At 60.5% G+C, this 19,016-nt stretch carries 17 protein-coding genes and 1 pseudogene; 7 read left to right on the top strand and 11 right to left on the bottom strand.

Features of this window, described 5'->3' with window-relative positions:
* Window positions 1–39: 39 nt before the first annotated feature.
* The 6 genes from R6W86_RS05545 to pqqA are packed head-to-tail and all read right to left on the bottom strand — an operon-like array spanning window position 40 to window position 5,157.
* Window positions 40–1,956 (bottom strand): alpha/beta hydrolase family protein, encoded by a 1,917-nt coding sequence (locus R6W86_RS05545; protein ID WP_410328380.1) that lies wholly within the window; start codon window positions 1,954–1,956, stop codon window positions 40–42.
* A complete protein-coding gene (gene pqqE, locus R6W86_RS05540) occupies window positions 1,922–3,079 on the bottom strand; it encodes a pyrroloquinoline quinone biosynthesis protein PqqE (protein ID WP_410328379.1) in 1,158 nt (385 codons plus the stop codon). Before pqqE ends, R6W86_RS05545 begins: the two co-directional genes overlap by 35 nt.
* The gene (pqqD, locus tag R6W86_RS05535) at window positions 3,076–3,354 is read right to left on the bottom strand and encodes a pyrroloquinoline quinone biosynthesis peptide chaperone PqqD (protein WP_410328422.1); all 279 of its coding nucleotides are present in this window, start codon (window positions 3,352–3,354) and stop codon (window positions 3,076–3,078) included. The genes pqqE and pqqD overlap by 4 nt, the downstream gene beginning before the upstream one ends.
* The gene (gene pqqC, locus R6W86_RS05530; RefSeq protein ID WP_410328378.1) at window positions 3,351–4,106 is read right to left on the bottom strand and encodes a pyrroloquinoline-quinone synthase PqqC; all 756 of its coding nucleotides are present in this window, start codon (window positions 4,104–4,106) and stop codon (window positions 3,351–3,353) included. Before pqqC ends, pqqD begins: the two co-directional genes overlap by 4 nt.
* A complete protein-coding gene (gene pqqB / locus R6W86_RS05525) occupies window positions 4,103–5,032 on the bottom strand; it encodes a pyrroloquinoline quinone biosynthesis protein PqqB (protein ID WP_410328377.1) in 930 nt (309 codons plus the stop codon). Before pqqB ends, pqqC begins: the two co-directional genes overlap by 4 nt.
* Before the next feature lie 53 nt (window positions 5,033–5,085).
* Window positions 5,086–5,157 (bottom strand): pyrroloquinoline quinone precursor peptide PqqA, encoded by a 72-nt coding sequence (pqqA, locus tag R6W86_RS05520; RefSeq protein WP_007153157.1) that lies wholly within the window; start codon window positions 5,155–5,157, stop codon window positions 5,086–5,088.
* 220 nt (window positions 5,158–5,377) lie between these two features.
* Here pqqA and R6W86_RS05515 point away from each other — a divergent pair.
* A pseudogene (locus R6W86_RS05515) lies at window positions 5,378–5,667 on the top strand (ferredoxin); the annotation flags it as partial.
* Between the two features lie 121 nt (window positions 5,668–5,788).
* On the opposite strand, the gene R6W86_RS05510 reads toward R6W86_RS05515, so the two are convergent.
* Window positions 5,789–7,309 carry an aldehyde dehydrogenase family protein gene (locus R6W86_RS05510; RefSeq protein WP_410328376.1) on the bottom strand — a complete coding sequence of 507 codons (1,521 nt, stop codon included), beginning with the start codon at window positions 7,307–7,309 and terminating at the stop codon, window positions 5,789–5,791.
* Window positions 7,310–7,577: 268 nt separating this feature from the next.
* Here R6W86_RS05510 and R6W86_RS05505 point away from each other — a divergent pair, with 268 nt between their 5' ends.
* Entirely contained in the window at window positions 7,578–8,255 is a 678-nt protein-coding gene (locus tag R6W86_RS05505; protein ID WP_410328375.1) for a response regulator, read from the top strand.
* Between the two features lie 116 nt (window positions 8,256–8,371).
* On the opposite strand, the gene R6W86_RS05500 is transcribed toward R6W86_RS05505, so the two are convergent.
* The 3 genes from R6W86_RS05500 to R6W86_RS05490 form a co-directional block, all read right to left on the bottom strand.
* Window positions 8,372–10,594, bottom strand: coding sequence for a NahK/ErcS family hybrid sensor histidine kinase/response regulator (locus tag R6W86_RS05500; RefSeq protein WP_410328421.1), 2,223 nt, complete (start codon window positions 10,592–10,594; stop codon window positions 8,372–8,374).
* Window positions 10,595–10,610: 16 nt separating this feature from the next.
* Window positions 10,611–11,780 carry a nitric oxide-sensing protein NosP gene (nosP, locus tag R6W86_RS05495; RefSeq protein WP_410328374.1) on the bottom strand — a complete coding sequence of 390 codons (1,170 nt, stop codon included), beginning with the start codon at window positions 11,778–11,780 and terminating at the stop codon, window positions 10,611–10,613.
* A 272-nt stretch (window positions 11,781–12,052) separates the two neighbouring features.
* Window positions 12,053–13,453 carry a WS/DGAT domain-containing protein gene (locus tag R6W86_RS05490; RefSeq protein WP_410328373.1) on the bottom strand — a complete coding sequence of 467 codons (1,401 nt, stop codon included), beginning with the start codon at window positions 13,451–13,453 and terminating at the stop codon, window positions 12,053–12,055.
* 325 nt (window positions 13,454–13,778) lie between these two features.
* On the opposite strand from R6W86_RS05490, the gene R6W86_RS05485 reads away from it, so the two are divergent.
* The gene (locus R6W86_RS05485; protein ID WP_410328372.1) at window positions 13,779–14,702 is read left to right on the top strand and encodes an alpha/beta hydrolase; all 924 of its coding nucleotides are present in this window, start codon (window positions 13,779–13,781) and stop codon (window positions 14,700–14,702) included.
* A 68-nt stretch (window positions 14,703–14,770) separates the two neighbouring features.
* A complete protein-coding gene (locus R6W86_RS05480) occupies window positions 14,771–15,520 on the top strand; it encodes an FFLEELY motif protein (protein WP_410328371.1) in 750 nt (249 codons plus the stop codon).
* A 13-nt stretch (window positions 15,521–15,533) separates the two neighbouring features.
* Here R6W86_RS05480 and R6W86_RS05475 read toward each other — a convergent pair whose 3' ends face one another.
* A complete protein-coding gene (locus R6W86_RS05475) occupies window positions 15,534–15,812 on the bottom strand; it encodes a polyhydroxyalkanoic acid system family protein (protein ID WP_410328370.1) in 279 nt (92 codons plus the stop codon).
* Between the two features lie 115 nt (window positions 15,813–15,927).
* Between R6W86_RS05475 and ubiE the strand changes: the two genes are divergently transcribed.
* Genes ubiE through ubiB form a run of 3 tightly spaced genes read left to right on the top strand, consistent with a single transcriptional unit; the run spans window position 15,928 to window position 19,000 of the window.
* The gene (gene ubiE, locus R6W86_RS05470) at window positions 15,928–16,719 is read left to right on the top strand and encodes a bifunctional demethylmenaquinone methyltransferase/2-methoxy-6-polyprenyl-1,4-benzoquinol methylase UbiE (RefSeq protein WP_410328369.1); all 792 of its coding nucleotides are present in this window, start codon (window positions 15,928–15,930) and stop codon (window positions 16,717–16,719) included.
* A complete protein-coding gene (locus R6W86_RS05465) occupies window positions 16,719–17,360 on the top strand; it encodes an SCP2 domain-containing protein (RefSeq protein WP_410328368.1) in 642 nt (213 codons plus the stop codon). The genes ubiE and R6W86_RS05465 overlap by 1 nt, the downstream gene beginning before the upstream one ends.
* Window positions 17,357–19,000: a ubiquinone biosynthesis regulatory protein kinase UbiB gene (gene ubiB / locus R6W86_RS05460; protein WP_410328367.1), complete on the top strand. Its 1,644-nt coding sequence runs from the start codon at window positions 17,357–17,359 to the stop codon at window positions 18,998–19,000. The genes R6W86_RS05465 and ubiB overlap by 4 nt, the downstream gene beginning before the upstream one ends.
* Window positions 19,001–19,016: the final 16 nt, after the last annotated feature.

The raw sequence follows: 19,016 nt of genomic DNA, 5'->3' as shown, positions 1-19,016 counted from the left end.
CTCCACAATCGCCAGGCCCAGACCAACACCTTGGCGCCTCTAACGCAAGTCATCCGGTCGATTATTGGCCTTTTGGCTGTGTCTACGGTAGAAACTGTGTAACCACTCGAGCATGCTGGCCTGGTTGTGACGCTGGCGAAATCCATGACCTTCGTCCTCAAACCAGTGCAGTTCCGGTGCACCGCCAGCCGCCTTCATGGCCTCGACCATGGCACGGGTCTGATCCGGCACCACTACCCGGTCCTGCCCTCCCTGGAAAAAGATCAATGGCGCACGGATTCGGGCGGCATGATGTAACGGAGTACGAGCCTGCCAGCGCTCCGGATGCAGGTCCGGCGATCCAAGCAGCCAGTCCAGGTAACCGGACTCGAACCGATGGGTCATTGTTCGCAGCCTCATCGGATCCGTAACCCCGAACAGGCTGGCACCGGCAACGAAACGGTCACTGCCGATCAGCGTCATCAGTGCGGTATAGCCTCCGGAACTGCGCCCCTGGATGAACGTCCTCTGACGGTCCGCGAGCCCCCGGGAGGCCAGGTAATCCGCGGCGGCGCTCATGTCCGTCACGTCGATCTCGCCCCAGTGTCCGGCCAGGGCCAGTCGGAAGCGCCGACCGAAACCGCTGCTGCCCCGATAATTCACCTCAGCGACGGCAAACCCTCGCTGGCACCAGAACTGGATCTGTGGATTGTAAACCGGATAAGCGGCAGAGGTAGGACCGCCATGGGCTACCAGAATGAGGGGTGGAGGCTCATCGGGGACAGGTTCCGGAGTATAAAGAAAGCCCTGTACCGGCAAACCATGGCTGTCCGGTGCCGGGACGGTAAAGGAGTCAGGGCAAATGGCCGAATAGCCCTGGAACGGCTGTTCAAAACCGGCGAGGATTCGCACCGCACCGTTACCGGGGTTTACCTCGACAATGGCATCCAACCGGTCGGAAGAGCGCGCCACGCAGAACAGTTGCCCCCGCCAGTGAGCCAGAGACCGGAAATCGGTGAAGGTCTCGGCTACCCGGATTTCTTCGGCGTTCTTCCCGGCACTGACCCACAGTTCAGCAGCGCCCTCACGATAGCGAACCCGTGCCCAGCCGCCACCCAGCAAGGGACAATGATGACGCTCTCCCAGTTGCCAGGGGGCATTGGCGTGATCCAGCCGGGGGGCAGTCGATGAATGCCAGGTAACATCCCTGCCTTGCTGATCCAGACGCCAGGGCTGCCACCAGCCGTCGTGATCTGACAGTACCCACAGGTCCTGTCCCTCGAAAAACGGTTGCTGGATGGAGCCCTCTGCCGGTGCCGAAACGCAGTGCAGATTCTGCAATTGCCCGGACGAATCCAGCTCACCGGTCCAGAGCCGGGTACGCAGCCAAGGCATGTCGGGCAGTTGCCAACTGATCCAGGCAACCCTGTGGCCATCCGGGGATAGTGCCGGAGCGCCGTAGAAATCCTCTCCCTCGTGAAATATCTGTGGGCGACCGTCCTCTGCGATGGCCACCAGTTGCTGCCGGCCTCCGGCTTCGCGCACGGCCAGAACCCGGTTGCGCTCACCATCAGCAACCAGTCCACCCCAGCTTGCTTCCGGTTCATCCAGCACCAACACCGGCTGCGACGACGTCGGCGACACCGCGATCAGTTGTTGCTGGTCGGTGACCGCTGTCACCCGGTCACCCAGCACCGCCAGCGAACCGCCACCATAGCCATTGATTCGGCTGCCGATACCGGTGGTGCCGGTCGGCAGGGTTATGAGCCCTTGCTCACCCAGATGCCGGATAACATTGCAACCACGGTCGGGATCCGCCTCCAGCCAGAACAGCCCTGCGTCGGAAACCGCCAGTTCCGCCCGCTGGGCATGGCCGGCACAGACCTTCTGCGCACTCAGCAAAGGAGATGACAGGGAGGCTCCCCTCGGTTTCCGGGACGCTTCAGCCCCGGAAGAAGAGCCTGGAGTTGTTGGCATTGCGATACACCAGCTCGTCAAGGCCGGCCGTGGCGTGATCGGCGGCTCTCCGTGCCGCAAGGATGCGCTCGTGATGCGGGGACTTGCCGCACACCGGGTCGGCGTTGTCGGCGTTCCCGGTCAGCAGGTAGGCCTGGCAACGGCAACCGCCAAAGTCCTTTCCCTTCTCGTCGCAGGAGCGACAAGGCTCGGGCATCCACTCATCGCCGCGGTAATGGTTAAACCCGGGACTGTCATACCAGATCTGTTTCAGGCTCATGTCCCGCACGTTCGGGAAGTCGATGGGCAGCAACCGGGCACTGTGGCATGGCAAGGCGGTTCCGTCCGGCGTCACGGTCAGGAACAGGTTGCCCCAGCCATTCATGCAGGCCTTGGGGCGTTCCTCGTAGTAGTCCGGGGTGACGAAGATCAGCTTCATGGCCGAGCCGGAGGCTGCCAGACGTTCACGATACCGATTCACTTCGTGCTCGGCCTGAACCAGCTGGGCCTTGGAAGGCATCAGTCCTTCGTGGTTCTCGAACGCCCAACCGTAGTACTGGCAGGTGGCCAGTTCCACGTAGTCCGCCCCCAGCCGTTCGCACAGGGCCATGATGTCGTTCATCTGGTGGATGTTGTGACGGTGGACCACGAAATTGAGCACCATCGGATAACCGGCGGCCTTGACCGCTTTAGCCATGGCCAGCTTCTGCTCGAAGGCCTTGCGTGAGCGGGCCACCGCGTTGTTCAGCTCCGGGTCGGAAGCCTGGAAGCTGACCTGAATATGATCCAGGCCAGCCTCGGCGAAGGCATCCACTTTGGCCTCAGTGAGGCCCAGGCCAGAGGTGATGAGGTTGGTGTAATAACCCAGTTTCCGGGCCTCGGCGATCAGCGCCGGCAGGTCCTGACGCACCAGCGGCTCGCCGCCGGAGAAACCCAACTGGGCGGCGCCCATTTCCCGGCCCTGGCGCAGCACGCTAATCCACTGTTCGGTGCTCAGTTCCCGCTCGCTCTGGGCGAAGTCCAGCGGGTTGGAGCAGTAGGGGCACTGCAGCGGGCAACGGTAGGTCAGCTCCGCCAGCAGCCACAGGGGAGGACCTGCCTGGTGTGGGTTATTGACCGTTGCGAGGACATCAGCGCACGTCATGACAGTTCAATCCAGTGCTGCTGCTCGGCATCTTTGAGAAAGGCACGCACATCCGGGCCAAGGTCACCGGCCTCCGGGAATTGCTGCTGAAGAGCCGCGATGATGGCGTCCACATCCTGTTGGCCATCCACCTCATTCAGTATCGCCCCGGCGCTACCGTTAAGTTTGACCATACCCTCCGGGTACAGCAGCACGTAACAATCCTGGGCAGGTTCCCACTGGAACCGGAAGCCACGGCGAAAACGGGGAATCTGACTCATGACACCCTCACTCACAGGCCCCGGTGCCATACTTGCTGGTCGGTGACCGTATGATACGGGGGGGTCTTATGCATGTAGGCCATCGTCAGCGCATCCAACATGGACCACAGGATATCCAGCTTGAACTGAAGGATGTCGAGGGCGCGGGTCTGCTGGGCCTCGGTAACAAAATGATCCAGGGTGATGCTGAGCCCGTGTTCCACATCGCGGCGGGCCTCGGACAGCCGCTTGCGGAAATAGCTGTAACCACTCCCCTCGATCCATGGGTAGTGCTGTGGCCAGCTGTCCAGGCGGGACTGATGGATTTCCGGGGCGAACAGTTCGGTCAGGGAGGAACAAGCCGCCTCCTGCCAGGTCGCCCGGCGAGCAAAATTCAGATAGGCATCCACAGCAAACCGGACACCCGGCAGCACATGGCGCTGGTCGATGACCTCCTCCCGGGTCAGCCCCACCGCCTCGGCCAGGGACAACCAGGCCTCGATGCCGCCAACATCGCCGTCATGGCCGTCGTGATCCAGAATCCGCTGCAGCCACAGCCGACGCACCTGGGCGTCCGGGCAGCTGGCCATGATAGCGGCATCTTTCTGGGGAATCCGGATCTGGTAGTAATACCGGTTCGCCACCCAACCGCGGATCTGCTCCGGCGTGCATTGCCCGCCGTACATGGCTTTATGGTAGGGGTGGTGGATGTGGTAGTACTGACCCTTGCTGCGAAGGGCTTGTTCGAAGGCCTCTAGGTTCATGGCGGTGTTGGCTTTGGCGTTCATGGCTGCCCCGACAGATCGATGTGCATACCGTCCCACGAGACCTCGATACCGTGCTCGCCCAGTTCCGCGCGCTCGGGGGAGTCCTCGTCCAGGATCGGATTGGTGTTGTTGATGTGAATAAGGATCTTGCGGCTGGCCGGCATGGTGTCGAGCACCTCAATCATACCGCCGGGGCCACTCTGGGCCAGATGCCCCATAGCCTGTCCGGTCTTGGTACCCACTTCCTGGCGGATCATCTCATCATCGTGCCAGACGGTGCCGTCGACCAACAGGATATCCGACTTGCGCATCCACGCCAGAATCCGCTCGTCCGGATGGCCCAGCCCTGGCGCGTACAACATTGTGGCTCTGGTACGGGTATCCCGAACAAAGATGCCGATGTTGTCACCCGGATGCGGGTTGTCCCGCCGGGGTGAATAAGGCGGCGCGTTGCTCAGCAGTGGAATGGCTGTCAACTGCAGGGACGGGGCACAGGGAATACTGAATTCCACCTGTTCCGAAGCTTCAATTTCCCGCCAGCTCAGGCCGCCGTTCCAGTGCTTCAGCATAGTGAACAAGGGAAAACCAGAGCTGAGATCGTCGTGTACCTGGCGGGTACACCAGACATCCATGGGCAGCCCCTCGCGCAGTGATAAAAGGCCGGTGGTGTGATCCACCTGGCTGTCCATCAGGACGATGGCGCTGATCCCGGTGTCACGCAGGGCCCGGGCTGGTTGCATGGCCAGGAAAGCCGCCAGTTGAGACCGGATATCGGGAGATGCGTTAAACAATATCCAGTGCTCGCCATCTTCACTGATAGCTATGGAAGATTGGGTCCGGGCCTGCGCATTCACGCTACCGTTACGGAAGCCCGCGCAATTCCGGCAATTACAGTTCCACTGCGGAAACCCGCCACCGGCGGCGGAGCCAAGGATATGGATCTGCATGGAAAGAATCCGGAGAGGACCCGACCAGCCCGACAGCGCTGGCCGGCTCTCACTCAGCGATTGGCGAAGTACATGGTGACTTCAAAACCGATCCGCAGGTCTTCGTAGGCTGGTTTGGTCCACATAATGCTCACCTCTTGTCATTGTCGTCATTGTTCGAACATCGGGTATCACAGCCGGCATCTCCGACTACACCTACTTATACTAGAGACTGTGGAAAACGGCCAATATGGTACTTTAGAACTGTTCTTTGGCTACATGAACTCCCCAATGGTCGGCAGGAACCTGCTCGGCGATGAAAGCTACTGCCGGTTCATGGACCGACTCGGAGACAACGACCCGGTGGAGATGGCTGCCTGGCGGGGTGAGACGCTCAAGTTCAGACAGATCCGGGTTCCGGAGCACTGACAGCGACGGCTGATTCTGCTCAAATACCCAATCCTGCCGGGACTCGTCGGTAGCGCCTTCTATTCACTGACCCTGGCCGAACAGCTGGCTGAGGTGGAACCGTTCAAGACCAGCATCACCCTGCGTTTTGTCCGCTACTGGCCGTGCTCGGCCGGTTCCGGCTGTTCAGCTGGCTGGAACGCATCGACCGGTGCGGCAAGCCCTGCCAGCACCGCCAGAACGAATGTTTACTGACTCCATGTTCGAGACAACAAAAAAGCCCCGGGGAGGGGCTGAAGAGATAACTCACATCCATGTGGGGATAAGAAACGCGGGCTCATGGCAAGCCCGCTAACCGATACTTTCAGATCAGAAGAAACCCAGCGGGTTGGTGTCGTAGCTGACCAGCATGTTCTTGGTCTGCTGGTAGTGCTCGAGTGCCATCTTATGGGTTTCGCGGCCAACACCGGACTTCTTGTAGCCACCGAAGGCGGCGTGCGCAGGGTAGGCATGGTAGCAGTTCATCCAGACCCGCCCGGCCTGAATGTTGCGGCCCATGCGGTAGGCCAGGTTAGTGTCACGGGTCCAGACGCCGGCACCCAGACCGAATTCGGTGTCGTTGGCGATAGCCAAGGCTTCTTCCTCGGTCTTGAAGGTGGTGACACCCACCACCGGGCCGAAGATTTCCTCCTGGAACACGCGCATCTTGTTGTCGCCCTTGAACAGGGTCGGCTGGATGTAGAAGCCGTTGCTGAACTCTTCGTCCAGATGCTCGCGGTCACCGCCGGTCAGCACCACGGCGCCTTCCTGCTTACCGATCTCCAGGTAGGACATGATCTTGTCGAACTGTTCCCTGGACGCCTGGGCACCCACCTGAACGTCGGTATCCAGCGGGTTGCCGCGCTTTATGGCTTTGGTGCGCTGGATGACCTTCTGCATGAACTCTTCGAACATGTCTTCCTGGACCAGGGCGCGAGACGGGCAGGTGCACACCTCACCCTGGTTGAAGAACGCCAGTACCAGACCCTCGACACACTTGTCGACGAATTCCGGCTCGGCCTTCATGACGTCGGAGAAGTAGATGTTCGGGGACTTGCCACCCAGCTCGACGGTGGACGGGATAATGTTGTCGGCGGCACACTTGAGTATGTGGGAGCCAACCGGGGTGGAGCCGGTGAAGGCAATCTTCGCAATGCGCTTGCTGGTGGCCAGTGCCTGACCAGCCTCAATGCCGTAGCCGTTCACGACGTTGAGCACGCCTGGCGGCAGCAGGTCACCGATGATTTCCATCAGCAGCAGGATGCTGGCAGGGGTCTGTTCGGCCGGCTTGAGCACGGTGCAGTTACCGGCAGCCAGGCAGGGACCGAGTTTCCAGGCCGCCATCAGCAGCGGGAAGTTCCAGGGAATGATCTGGCCGACAACGCCCAGCGGCTCATGGAAATGGTACGCCACGGTGTTGTGGTCGATCTCGCCCATGTGACCTTCCTGGGCGCGGATACAGCCGGCGAAGTAGCGGAAGTGATCGGCTGCCAGCGGGATGTCGGCATTCAGGGTTTCACGAACCGCCTTGCCGTTATCCCAGGTTTCGGCGACAGCCAGTTTTTCCAGGTTCGCTTCGATGCGATCAGCAATCCTCAGCAGGATGTTGGAACGCTCGGTGGGTGATGTCTTGCCCCAGGCCGGCGCGGCCTTATGCGCCGCATCCAGCGCCAGATCGATGTCTTCGGCGGTGGAACGGGGAATCTCGCAGATCACCTCACCGGTCACCGGCGTGATGTTCTCGAAGTACTCGCCCTTGACGGGTGCCACCCACTCACCGCCAATGTAGTTTTCGTAGCGGGATTTAAAGGAGACGACAGAACCTTCTTTTCCGGGTTGTGCGTAGATCATGTTATCGACCTCTTGTTGTGTTTATCGCAGGGCAACGCAGCCTTTCGCGTTTACCCATTCAATGTAGACCCCAATCCGGGATACGTGAATGATGCGATAGGGGCGAAAAACTCCTTCCTTGGTAGTAGATTTTACGTCTGCTGATTAGCGAAAGAGGTTCTGAACGGCCCGATCTTCGCAATAAACTGATGGCACGTAGCGATCAGAAAACCGTTATCATTGGCTTTAATCCAGCCCCTATTCCAATAACAAACAAGTGGAGACTGTCATGGAGCCCGCTTACAAGATCCTGATTGCCGACGACCACCCGCTGTTCCGCGAGGCCATCAGTAACGTGATAGCCTCAGGCTTCAAAGGCAGTGACATCATTGAGACCGATGATCTCGAAAGTACTCTGGAAGTTACTCTTGAGCACGACGACCTGGACCTGATTCTGCTGGATCTGAACATGCCGGGCATGCATGGTCTCAACGGGCTGATTACCCTGCGCAATGAGGCGCCAAGTATTCCGGTCGTGATTGTCTCCGCCGAGGAAGACAAACAGGTGGTCCTGCAGGCGATCACCTACGGTGCCGTGGGCTTCATCACCAAGTCCTCACCCCGGGCGCAGATGACGGATGCCATCCAGCAGATCCTCAACGGCAATGTCTACCTGCCCTCCGACATCATCCGCACCGGTAAGGAAAGCGGCCATCGCCGCAGCCGGGGCGACGACAACCCGATCTCGCCGGAACTCCTCAACTCCCTGACCCGCCGCCAGCTGCTGGTGTTGGAACGGATGTCCAAGGGGGAGTCCAACAAGCAGATTGCCTATAACCTGAACATAGCGGAGACCACGGTGAAGGCTCATGTGTCCGCCATTCTTCGGAAACTGGGGGTGCATAACCGGGTTCAGGCGATCCTGTCGGCGAGCGATGTGGATTTCAGTCAGTATCTGAAGCGCTGAGGCTGGGGCCTGAATTTGATCATGGGGTCGGATGAACAGGTTCATCAGACCCCTGAGTACGGCAAAACCATGTGCTTGCTCAGGGGTCGGAAGAAAGCTTTCTTCCGACCCCTGTTTCACCCGCGAATGACGTGGTTCAACACGCTTCGCAACTTCAACGGCTTCACCGGCTTGTTCATCAACAGGTAACCCAGCTCACGGATGTGCTGCTTCAGCTCATTGGTGTAATTTGCGGTGATCATAAGCACGGGTGCCGGGGTCGCTCGCCGCCGATTGATCTCCCCCACCAGGTCGACGCCGTTTTCCTCGTTGTCGAGATGATAATCGGCCAGAATAAGATCCACGGGGCAGGACTCGATCGGTAGCTGCCGTTCCAGATCCTCAAGGGAAACCGCCGTCACCACCCGGCAGTCCCAGCCCTCGAGCAGGGTTTTCATGCCCTGGCAGATGGCCTGGTCGTTGTCGATGACCCAGACCCGGGCACCACTCAGGCCATCATCGAGGCGGCTGACCGCCGAATTATCCGTCCCCGGACGATCCGATCGCAGCTGGCCCCGGGGCACCCGAACGCTGAACACCGAGCCCTTGCCCTCCACCGAAGAGACCGTCACCTCATGGCCGAGCATGCGGGAAATCTTTTCGACGATCGCAAGGCCGAGTCCCAGGCCCTTGTCGGCCTGGGAACCGCTTGGCCGGATGCGTTTGAACTCCTGGAAAATTTCGGTGAGCTTGTCCTCGGGAATGCCCGGCCCGGTATCCCAGACCTGCAACAGCACATGATCTTCCCGCCGACGGCAACCCAGGAGGATACGCCCCGAGCTGGTATAGCGAATGGCATTGGTCAGAAAATTGCGCAGTATCCTTGCCAGCAGCTGGGAATCGGATTCCACCACCGCAGATGAAGGGACAAAATCCAGCGCCAGATTCTCCGCCAGGGCCATCTGGCGGAATTCACGGGCAATATTATTGAGCAGATCCCGCAAATCAAAGGCGGTGACATCCGGCTTGATCACGCCAGCGTCCAGCTTCGAAATGTCCACCAGGGTCCCGAGCAAGTTCTCGACATCGTCGAGGGAAGTGCTGACCGACCGCACCAGTCCCTCGGCCTTTGGCCCGAAGGACTGCTCCTGCAGGGCACTGGTGAACAATCGGGCGGCGTTCAACGGTTGCAGCAGATCGTGGCTGACTGCGGCCAGGAACTTGGTCTTGGACATATTGGCCCGTTCGGCATCCAGTTTGGCGTCCCGCAGACGCTCTTCCACGGCCGCCCGCTCCGAAATTTCCTGGCGTAACTGGTTATTGAGTGCAGTCAGGGCTGCCGTGCGCTCTTTCACCCGGCGCTCCAGGTTATCGTAGGCCTGCTCCAGCGCCAGGGCAGTCTTGCGCCGGTCGGTAATGTCCCGAATCAGCACGAAGAAGCCGATGATGTCCCCAAACTCATCGAAATTGGGCACATAAGATCGCAACATGTAACGAACTTCTCCGGCCTCACCGGTTTCCTCCAGCTCGAAGGTGACGTTGTGGCCGTCCATGACTTCCATGATCTGGGGTAGCAATCGCTGGTAGAACTCCGGGCAATGGATCTGATCCAGTCGCTGCCCCAACAGCGGCGCTCCGTCCCGTCGGTACCAGGCCTCGTAGACCTTGTTACAGAATTGCACGGTCATGTCCGCGCCGACATAGGCTATCAGGGCCGGCACATGGTCGGTGACCACGCGAATCCAACGCTCACTCTCTTCCAGGGCCTTGATTCGGCGAGCCATCTCGCTGTTCTTGACGTCTGTGATGTCGGAATACAGCACCACCAGACCACCTTCGCGGGTTGGCCGCTCGGTCACCTGTACCCAGCGGTCATTAGAGAGGAGGAACACGACACCTTCCGCATCTTCGTGCCTGTGCTCTTCGACGATGAGCCCCGATGCCATGGCCCAGGCTTTAACGTCCTGAATAGAGGTCCCCGCGTCGGGGGCATTGGCGCCCACATGGCGCCAATAGCTGCGGAACCGACTGTTGCTCTGGATCAACCGGTGCTGGCGATCGAACAGAACGAAACCGTCGGCGATGCTTTCGATGGCATCGCTAAGGCGCTGGCGGGTGGTTTCTGCTTCCTCCCTTGCCCTGCTGAGGGCTTTGTTACTGACCTTGAGCTCTTCCATCGCATGGTTCAGGGCATCTGTGCGCTCGCGCACCTGCTCAGCCAGGATGACCGAATGCTCGAACGCCGCATAGGGTTCGGGCTTGTGCGCTACACCCGATTCCACCCGCACAATCAGGGCATCACGAATGCGGCGCAGGCGCTGGTTTTCCGCCTCCAGTTCGGCAATGCGGAGGTCCTTCATTTCTTCCGTGAGATCTTCAGGATGTTCCCGAGCGGGTATCAGGTTGGCCAATCACCACCCCCGTAAACGTCTGGTTGATATGCATGCCATCGAACTGCTCGCCGTAGGTGTTGAAGCCAATGACCTTGTGATGCCGCAGGAACTCGGACACCGCGTCCACCTCGCCGGTCAGTTCTGCCTCCAGCCGGCGCAGGAAACAATCACAACCGATAGTTACCAGTGGTGGGCCCACCACCCGCTCGGAGGTCTCGATCTGCTCACGTACGCTATCGAGCAGGCCTTCCGGCGCCATGGCGGTCATCACAATACCGGTCTCAACCGCGCAATAGAACGTCAGGCTGCCGTCAGGATTGACCCTCTGGATCGAGCGGACAAAGTAATGGCCACCGATTTTCACACCCAACGGTCCGAGGGCGAAGGTCTTGCGGTCCAGCGCATCCACACTGACACCCACCGCCCGGGCGTAGGCTTCTGCCGCCGGCTCCGCGTTGAGCTCGAACACGGTGCGGCTTTCCGGGCAGGCATCTGTGACCACCAGTTTCTCGCTGCGGTCCACCATGTGGTGGGTGGAGAACACCCGAAAATCCAGCGGCGTGTTCACGAGCATCACCGTGGCCGCTCCGGTGTGGAACTGGCCGTCAAAAAATACATGGGTATTGGCCAGGCGCTCGTCGTCGCCGGCCGATCCGCCAAACTGGGGAATGGTGCCCAGCGCTGAATTGAGCGTGGCAAGCACCAGTTCTTCCCGGCTGGACAGACCATCCAGCAGGGTAATGGCAAAGGTATTGCCCTTTACCGGAGCCAGCCTGGCGTCCCGGCAGGTGGCCAGCAGGCCATCGATAACGCCCTGGGCATCCTGGAGCGTGAAACGGTCCAGCGCCGAGATCAGGGCACAATCGATGGCGAAATAACGTCGGTCAAAGCCGATGGCGGTAATGCAGCCCCGACCATAGCCGTCGGGTGTAATCTCCCCGGCTGAAGTGCAGCCGCAGACACGAACGTCCGGGAAGGCGCGTTCCAGGGCCGGCCCGAGCCGCCCCAGGTCGTATTCCGCCGAGCAGAAGAACAGGACACAGCCAAGATGCTCGTGGCTCAACTGGCTGGCGAGCTGGGTGGCCGCCAACACCGGATCTCGTACACTCGCACTTGCCACCCTTACAGCCGGCCTCGTTGTCGCTGGCCTCATGGTCACCTGCTCCAAACGTTTCTGGGTTTCCACAGATTTTACAGTATCCCCATAACCAGCCAATGCGACTTCCGTGCTTTTTATCGGCGCGGCTGAATCATCGTAAGCCATTGATCACAATCTGCCGCCCAGTCAATTAGCCGTGGCACCGGTATTCAATCGCCAACGAACCAGCACTTAAGTCCTATACAAGGGACAACAGGGGAAGTGCCACAAGGGAGCGGAGCAGGTTTACTGCTCATTTGGGAGGGTTCAGAACCACAACTTTGGGATTACGATCCGCCCGGAAAACGGTCCAGCTCCTGCAGGCAGTCATCCAGGAACGCCGAAGGATCCGACATCACCGACTCGTCCGCCACCACACCGAATTGGACCCGGCCGGCATAACTGGCGATGCTGATACCGACACCGATATCCCCGGCCTGTGGCACCCAGAACATCTGTTCGGTGATCCGGCAACCGGCAAGATAACGTGGCTCCTGTTTGCCGGGGACGTTCGATACCACCACGGACGCCTTACGGTAGAACACATCGGCGATGGGCTGGCGTAACGGATCGGGGATCACCGAGGCGGTTGAGGCCAGCCCCCAGGCAATCCCCGGCTGCCAGCTTTTCTTCAGCCGGCGGGTTTCCTGCTTGATCCGGTACAGCCGCTCCAGCGGACTTTCGCCATCCACCGGCAGCGCTACAAACACGGTACCGAAGTAATTCCCGAGTGTTCCGGACGGCGGTTTCAGCTCCTCGGGCAGACGCCCCCGGATATCCACCGGCACCGCGGCGTGGATGACGGCCCGTTCCAGCTCATCATCGCTCAGCCCCAGCCTGGGGCGGGCCGCCGCTGTGACACAGCTGAGCAACACATCATTGATCGTCACGTTGGTGGTTTCGGCAATGCAACGGAAACGCTCAAGCGGGACCGGCGCTGACCAGCGGCAATGCCGCCGCCCCAACAGCGGCCGCCGGAAACCCGAGGGGGAATCTTCGGGTTCCACCAGAAAGTCCGTGACCTCGCTCAGCAGACGGAGGCCTTTCTGGGCATGTTGTTCAAGCACCTGCTCCGCATACTCCAGTGAGGCCGTCGCCGATCGGGATTCATCGGCCCCGGACTCCCGGTCTTGTTGCCCCGGCGCCAACTGTTCCAACCAGGCTTGGGCGGCGCTGCTCCAGCGGGAAAACTCCCCCTGTTCCGGCGCGCCATAGAGCGCGGGATGCTGCCTCGGTGAGGCCGGGCAGAGCTGGTCAAATACCCCCAGCAAGGACAGACCATCGGCGTAACAATGGTGCATCCGCAACACCAGTGCCGCCCCGCCCGGAGCGTTGGGCGCCAGCCAGAACTTCCACCTGGGACGGAACAGCGGCAGGGGTTCATTCAGTCGGGCGGACACCCATTCCTGCAGCCCCGCCTCGGAGAAGCGCTCGATCACCACATCCAGGTGACGCCGGACATCGAACTCGGGGTCTCGCTGCCACCACCAGCCCGGCCCCCGCTGCACCGGACGATGCACAAAGCGCTCCCAGGCAATCCAGTAAACCTTCAGGAATTCACGAAACCGGGGTGCGGTGAGCCCATCGACTCTCAGCATCACGGTTATGGTCATCGGATTATCCGGGCGTTCCAGTGACAGCCAGGCCGAATCTGCAGGCAGCAGGAGATGCGATTGCGCTTGACTCAAACCTGAAGGTCCCCGGGGTCAGTAAGATCCAATGGTACGTAAAAACCGAAGAGCGTATTGTGCCAGACAACCCGAAACGGCTCCACACGGCGACCGCCGCGCAAAGTTACAAAACATTACACGTGAGTAACTATTCAGCCCTATACTGGTTATAAGCCTTGATGCGATGGTTATTAGCAGGCTTGGGACCCAGTCTATTGGCCGGGGAACGCTGGAAAAAGCGTACCCAGCGCCAATAAAAGCCGGTGACCATCGCGGTACAACAAGGTTACCAGCACAAACCAATACCAATAACCGACATTTGCAGTGCTGGGGGAGAGCAGGTATGAAAGCGAGTCATGTTCGCAAGCTGATCAAGCCCATCGAGAGTGCCTACTCCGAGATGTTCTCGGGCCGAGTCTATCGCGTGGGCAAAGGGGCTGTTTCAATCCGCAATCACAGCGGTGAGGCGGAGCAGACGGTTATTGGTGTGCATGGCTTTCTGGGGAACCACTGCTACTTCACCCAGGCCTACGAAGGCGCCACCACCGAACTGATCCTGCTGACTTGCAGCAACTACCATATTCCGGTGAACGGGATCACACCCGAGACACCGGACTGGGAAGTGCCGATCAAGCATCTGGAAGGCACCATCGAATACGATGCCTGCATTCTCAACCAGGCTCTGGCCAACCTGCCCACCACCCGTAACATCCGTGTTCACGGCCACTCCCGCGGCGGCGCGGTGCTCCTGGAAGCCATGAAGCAATGGCCCGAACTCTACGAGGATGTGGAAGTGGTACTCGAGGCCCCGGTACTGCCCCAGGGACGGCTGCACGGCCTGGTGACGATGCTGCTGGAACCGGTCAGTCATGGCATGTGGCCCTGGCTGATCCGACTGATCAACAGTGCGCCCCAGTCTGCCTATGGCCAGACCTTCTTCGGCAAGATGAATCCAAGGAAGAAACAGTTGCTCAGCAAGCTGTTCTCTGCCACCAAGGACCACCTGACCATCGTCCGCAACATCGAGAACATCATGGACTGGATGACGCGGACCGACACCTCGGTGTATCAGCATATCCGCCATGGCACCTTCCTGATCCCGGCGGTGGACCGGATCCTGGACCGGTCCGCCATGCTGGCCAGCGCCCGCCAGAGCCCGACCACCATGCGGATCGTGGAAACCGGGGCGCCAAGTCACTTCATTACCCTGGACAGCAAGGAATGGGTTCCGGGCTTCGAGACCCTGCCGGCTACCGCCCAGGGCTGACCCTGCTGCATCTCCGGTTCCGCTCCGCTAAACTGGCGCCCCCATCCACGGTTTAGCGGAGCTGCCCCATGTACCGTGACCGCCTGGTCGCCACCCCTGTTCATTCCGAAGCGGCAAGCCGGCTTCAGCGGTTGCTGTTGGCGTACCACGACTTCCGGCAACACAAGGTGGCGCACCCATTGCTTGAGCACACCTTCAGGGTGGCGAACTGGCAGGCCCAGCGACTCAAGGCAACCCATAGGGACCTGTATGAGCACCCTGGCTACCGTGCCGGCCTGGAATTCCTGCTCACCGACCTTTATGCACCCGCCGGCATGACCCGCCGGGACGACAACATCGACCGGGTTTTTCCGAAAATGGTCAAATGGCTGCCGGACAACCTGCTGGATACCTTTGCCGGACTGGTGGAGCTGAACCTGATGACCCAGGAACTCGACCTGGAGCTGGCCGAACTGCTCGACCGGGATCTACAGCTGCTGACGGAACTGGATGGCCAGGCCTACTGCGAGGCCTACCGGGCAAGCCAGCGACTGGACGATCGGACAAGGCAGATTGAGCTGGTGGCGGAATCCGGTCAGCAGCTGGACCGCTATGTGCGTAATCGCACCCTGGGCTGGCTGCTGTCCATGGCGAAAACACCGGCGGAAATGGCCGACCTGAGTGACCTGCACAGCTTCCTGCATCGCGGCTACAGTGCCTTCCGGAAAATGGACGACGTGGACAGCCTGATTGAACGGCTGGTGCGGCGGGAACGGACGGTGATGGAACAGATCCTGGCAGGCCACCCGGCGCCGTTCGAGCTACCGGGCAACCTTTAGATAGACGTTCAGATCAGGCCTGGATAATCCGATCGAGCTGGCTGTGGATTTCCTGCTCGATCCGGTGCTTGAACGGTCGGAGCATGAGGCCGAGCTCCAGACGGATGTGGAGATCGTCCGGAGTGATGTTCAGCTGCCCTTTGACGCCGCTACGCTTGAACTTCATGACATCACCTTCCCACTGGTAATGTACCTCGAACTGCTTTGACAGGTCCTGGGCCAGGGTTTCTGCCGCCTGACGGGCGTGTTCCTTGTCCAGTGAATGGGGGCGATGGACATCAATGACAGACATGGATCAGTTTTCTCTTCCAAATTGAAACGGTTTTACAGTGTAAGGCGGTATTAAACTTGTAGCCACTCCGCCAACCGTTAGAATACGGGGTTCAGATTCTGACAGGACATCCCCCATGAGCGAGCAGCAAACGCCAGCCAATCCGTCCGGTTCCGGCAATCGCCAGGACGACGTTACCCATTTCGGCTTCCGCAACGTGCCGAAAAGCCAGAAGGCCGGCCAGGTGGCCGAGGTTTTCCACAGCGTGGCGGGCAAGTACGACCTCATGAACGACCTGATGTCCATGGGCATTCACCGGCTCTGGAAGCGGTTCACCATCGAGCTGTCCGGCGTTCGCCCGGGGCATCAGGTACTGGACATTGCCGGGGGCACCGGTGACCTGACCATGAAATTCTCGGATCTCGTGGGCCCGTCGGGGAAGGTCGTTCTCGCCGACATCAACGCCTCCATGCTTCAGGTCGGCCGCAGCCGGCTGATGGACCGGGGCTACGCCGGCAACATCGAATACGTGCAGGCGGATGCCGAACACCTGCCCTTCCCGGACAACAACTTCAATGCCGTGTCCATCGCCTTCGGGCTGCGTAACGTAACTGACAAGGATCAGGCCCTGCGCGACATGACCCGCGTGCTCAAGCCTGGTGGCAAGCTGATGGTGCTGGAATTCTCCAAGCCCACCAATCCGTTGCTGAACAAGGCCTACGACATGTACTCCTTCAACGCGCTGCCGCTGATGGGCCAACTGATCGCCGGTGACAGCGAGAGCTACAAGTATCTAGCCGAGTCCATCCGCATGCACCCGGATCAGGAGACCCTCAAGGGCATGATGGAGAACGCCGGCCTGGTGAACTGCCGCTACTACAACATGACCGGCGGCATCGTCGCCCTGCACGTGGGAATCAAGCCCTGATGTTTCCGGGCCCGACCCTGCAGGCTGCCGCCAGCGCCATCATCGAGAATGCCCTGAACCGGGCACTCGAGCTGGATCCGGCCGGCCGCCGCTCCCTGGCCAAAGCACTGACGGGCCCGGTACAGCTGTACATTACCGCCCCGGTACCACTGACCTACACCCTCGACCAGACCGGGGAACGGGTCCAGGTCAGCAGCCAGCCCCCGATGGAACCAGCGCTGCGGATCAGTGGCCGGCCGCTGGCCTTTGCCGCTCTGGCCGTCGGCGATGACCGGGTATTTGCGGACGGACGGCTGAATGTGGATGGCGATACCGGCCTCGCCCACCAACTTCAGCGGGCCCTGAACCAGCTGGATCCCGACTGGGAAGCCGCCATGGCACGGCACATCGGCGACATTCCGGCGCACTTTCTTGGTAAGCGTCTGCGCCATGCTGTGAAATGGAGCCGGGAAGCGGTCCGCTCCATGAACGCGAACCTCGAGGAGTACGTCCACGAGGAGAGTCGCACGCTGCCCGGGCGCCGAGAACTGGAAGCCACCTTCGGAGATATCGATGAGCTGAGTCTGCGCACCGAGCGCCTGGAAGCCCGGCTCCGGCTGCTGGAAGACCGTGAAATCACTGACGAACCGGAGAACCCGTGACCCGCCTGAGACGCCTGTTCCGAATTGCCTGGGTATTCTGCCGTTACCGCCTGGACACGTTTCTGCCCATTGCCGAACTGCCGGCGCCCCTGAAGGTGTTTTTCCTGCTGGCTCCCTGGCACCTGTTCCCGCAGCCGAAACTGAGCCGGGGCGACCGTCTGCGGCTGGCCCTGGAAGAACTGGGACCGGTGTTCGTGAAATTCGGCCAGATCCTGTCCACCCGGCGTGATCTGCTGCCGGACGACATGGCCGAGTCCCTCAAGCAGCTACAGGACCGGGTGCCTCCGTTCCCCAGCGACAGTGCCCGCAACATCATCGAAACCTCCCTGGGCAAGCCGGTCTCCGAACTGTTTGCGGAGTTCTCCCCTGACCCCATGGCGTCGGCCTCGGTGGCCCAGGTCCATGCCGCCACCCTGTCCAATGGCCAACGTGTGGTGGTCAAGGTGCTGAGACCGGGCATCGAAAAGGTGATCCACCAGGATCTGGCCCTGATGTACCTGATGGCCGGCCTGCTGGAGAAGTACTGGTCCGAGGGCAAGCGCCTGCACCCGGTGGACGTGGTCGCCGACTACGATTCCACCATCCACGACGAACTGGACCTGCAGCGCGAGGCTGCCAACGCCAGCCAGCTGCGCCGCAACTTCGAGAACTCGTCGCTGATCTACATCCCCTTTATCGACTGGGATTACACCCGCAAGTCGGTACTGGTCATGGAACGCATCCACGGCATCCCCATCGCCGACGTGCCCGCGCTGGAGGCGGCCGGCGTCAACATGAAAGTACTGGCGGAAAAGGGCGTGGAGATCTTCTTCACCCAGGTTTTCCGGGATAGCTTCTTCCATGCCGATATGCACCCGGGCAATATCTTCGTGGACGTCTCCAATCCAGCTGACCCCCGGTACATCGCCATCGATTTCGGCATTGTTGGCACTCTGGCCCCGGACGACCAGAGTTACCTGGCCCGCAACCTTCTGGCGTTCTTCCGTCGGGATTACCGCCAGGTGGCGCAACTGCACATCCAGTCCGGCTGGGTCCCGCCGGACACTCGGGTCAATGAGTTCGAAGCCGCCATCCGCACCGTGTGCGAGCCGATTTTCGAACGGCCCCTGAAAGACATCTCCTTCGGCCACTTCCTGCTGCGCCTGTTCCAGACCGCCCGGCGCTTCAACATGGAAGTCCAGCCCCAGCTGGTACTGCTGCAGAAAACCCTGCTCAATGTCGAGGGCCTGGGCCGCCAGCTTTATCCGGAGCTGGATCTCTGGAGCACCGCCCAGCCGTTCCTGGAAGACTGGATGCGCAAACGCATCGGCCCCACCGGCTTGCTGAAGTCGCTGCAGTCCCACCTGCCATCCTGGCTGGAACAGTCACCGGAAATGCCGCAATTGATCCACGATGCCCTGTTGCAGATGCGACACGCAGGGCCCACCGAACAGCAAAACCGCGATACACTGGCACTATTGCAACAGCAGCAGGTTCGCACCGAGCGGCGCTGGCGCCGGGCCGGCCTCGCCACTTTGCTGGTGGCCACAGCGCTCATCGGAACTCAGCCCGAAGCCCGGGCCTGGGTCGAGAATACGCCGGCATGGAGCTGGGTCCTTCTGGCCATAGCCGGCGGGCTGGTGCTGCGCGGCGGCCGTTAAACCACAAGACAAACCG

This window comes from Marinobacter sp. (assembly GCF_046484525.1).
Classification (GTDB): domain Bacteria; phylum Pseudomonadota; class Gammaproteobacteria; order Pseudomonadales; family Oleiphilaceae; genus Marinobacter.
The sequence above is the reverse complement of the archived record's forward strand: the minus strand, read 5'-3'. Positions and strand labels throughout refer to the sequence as shown.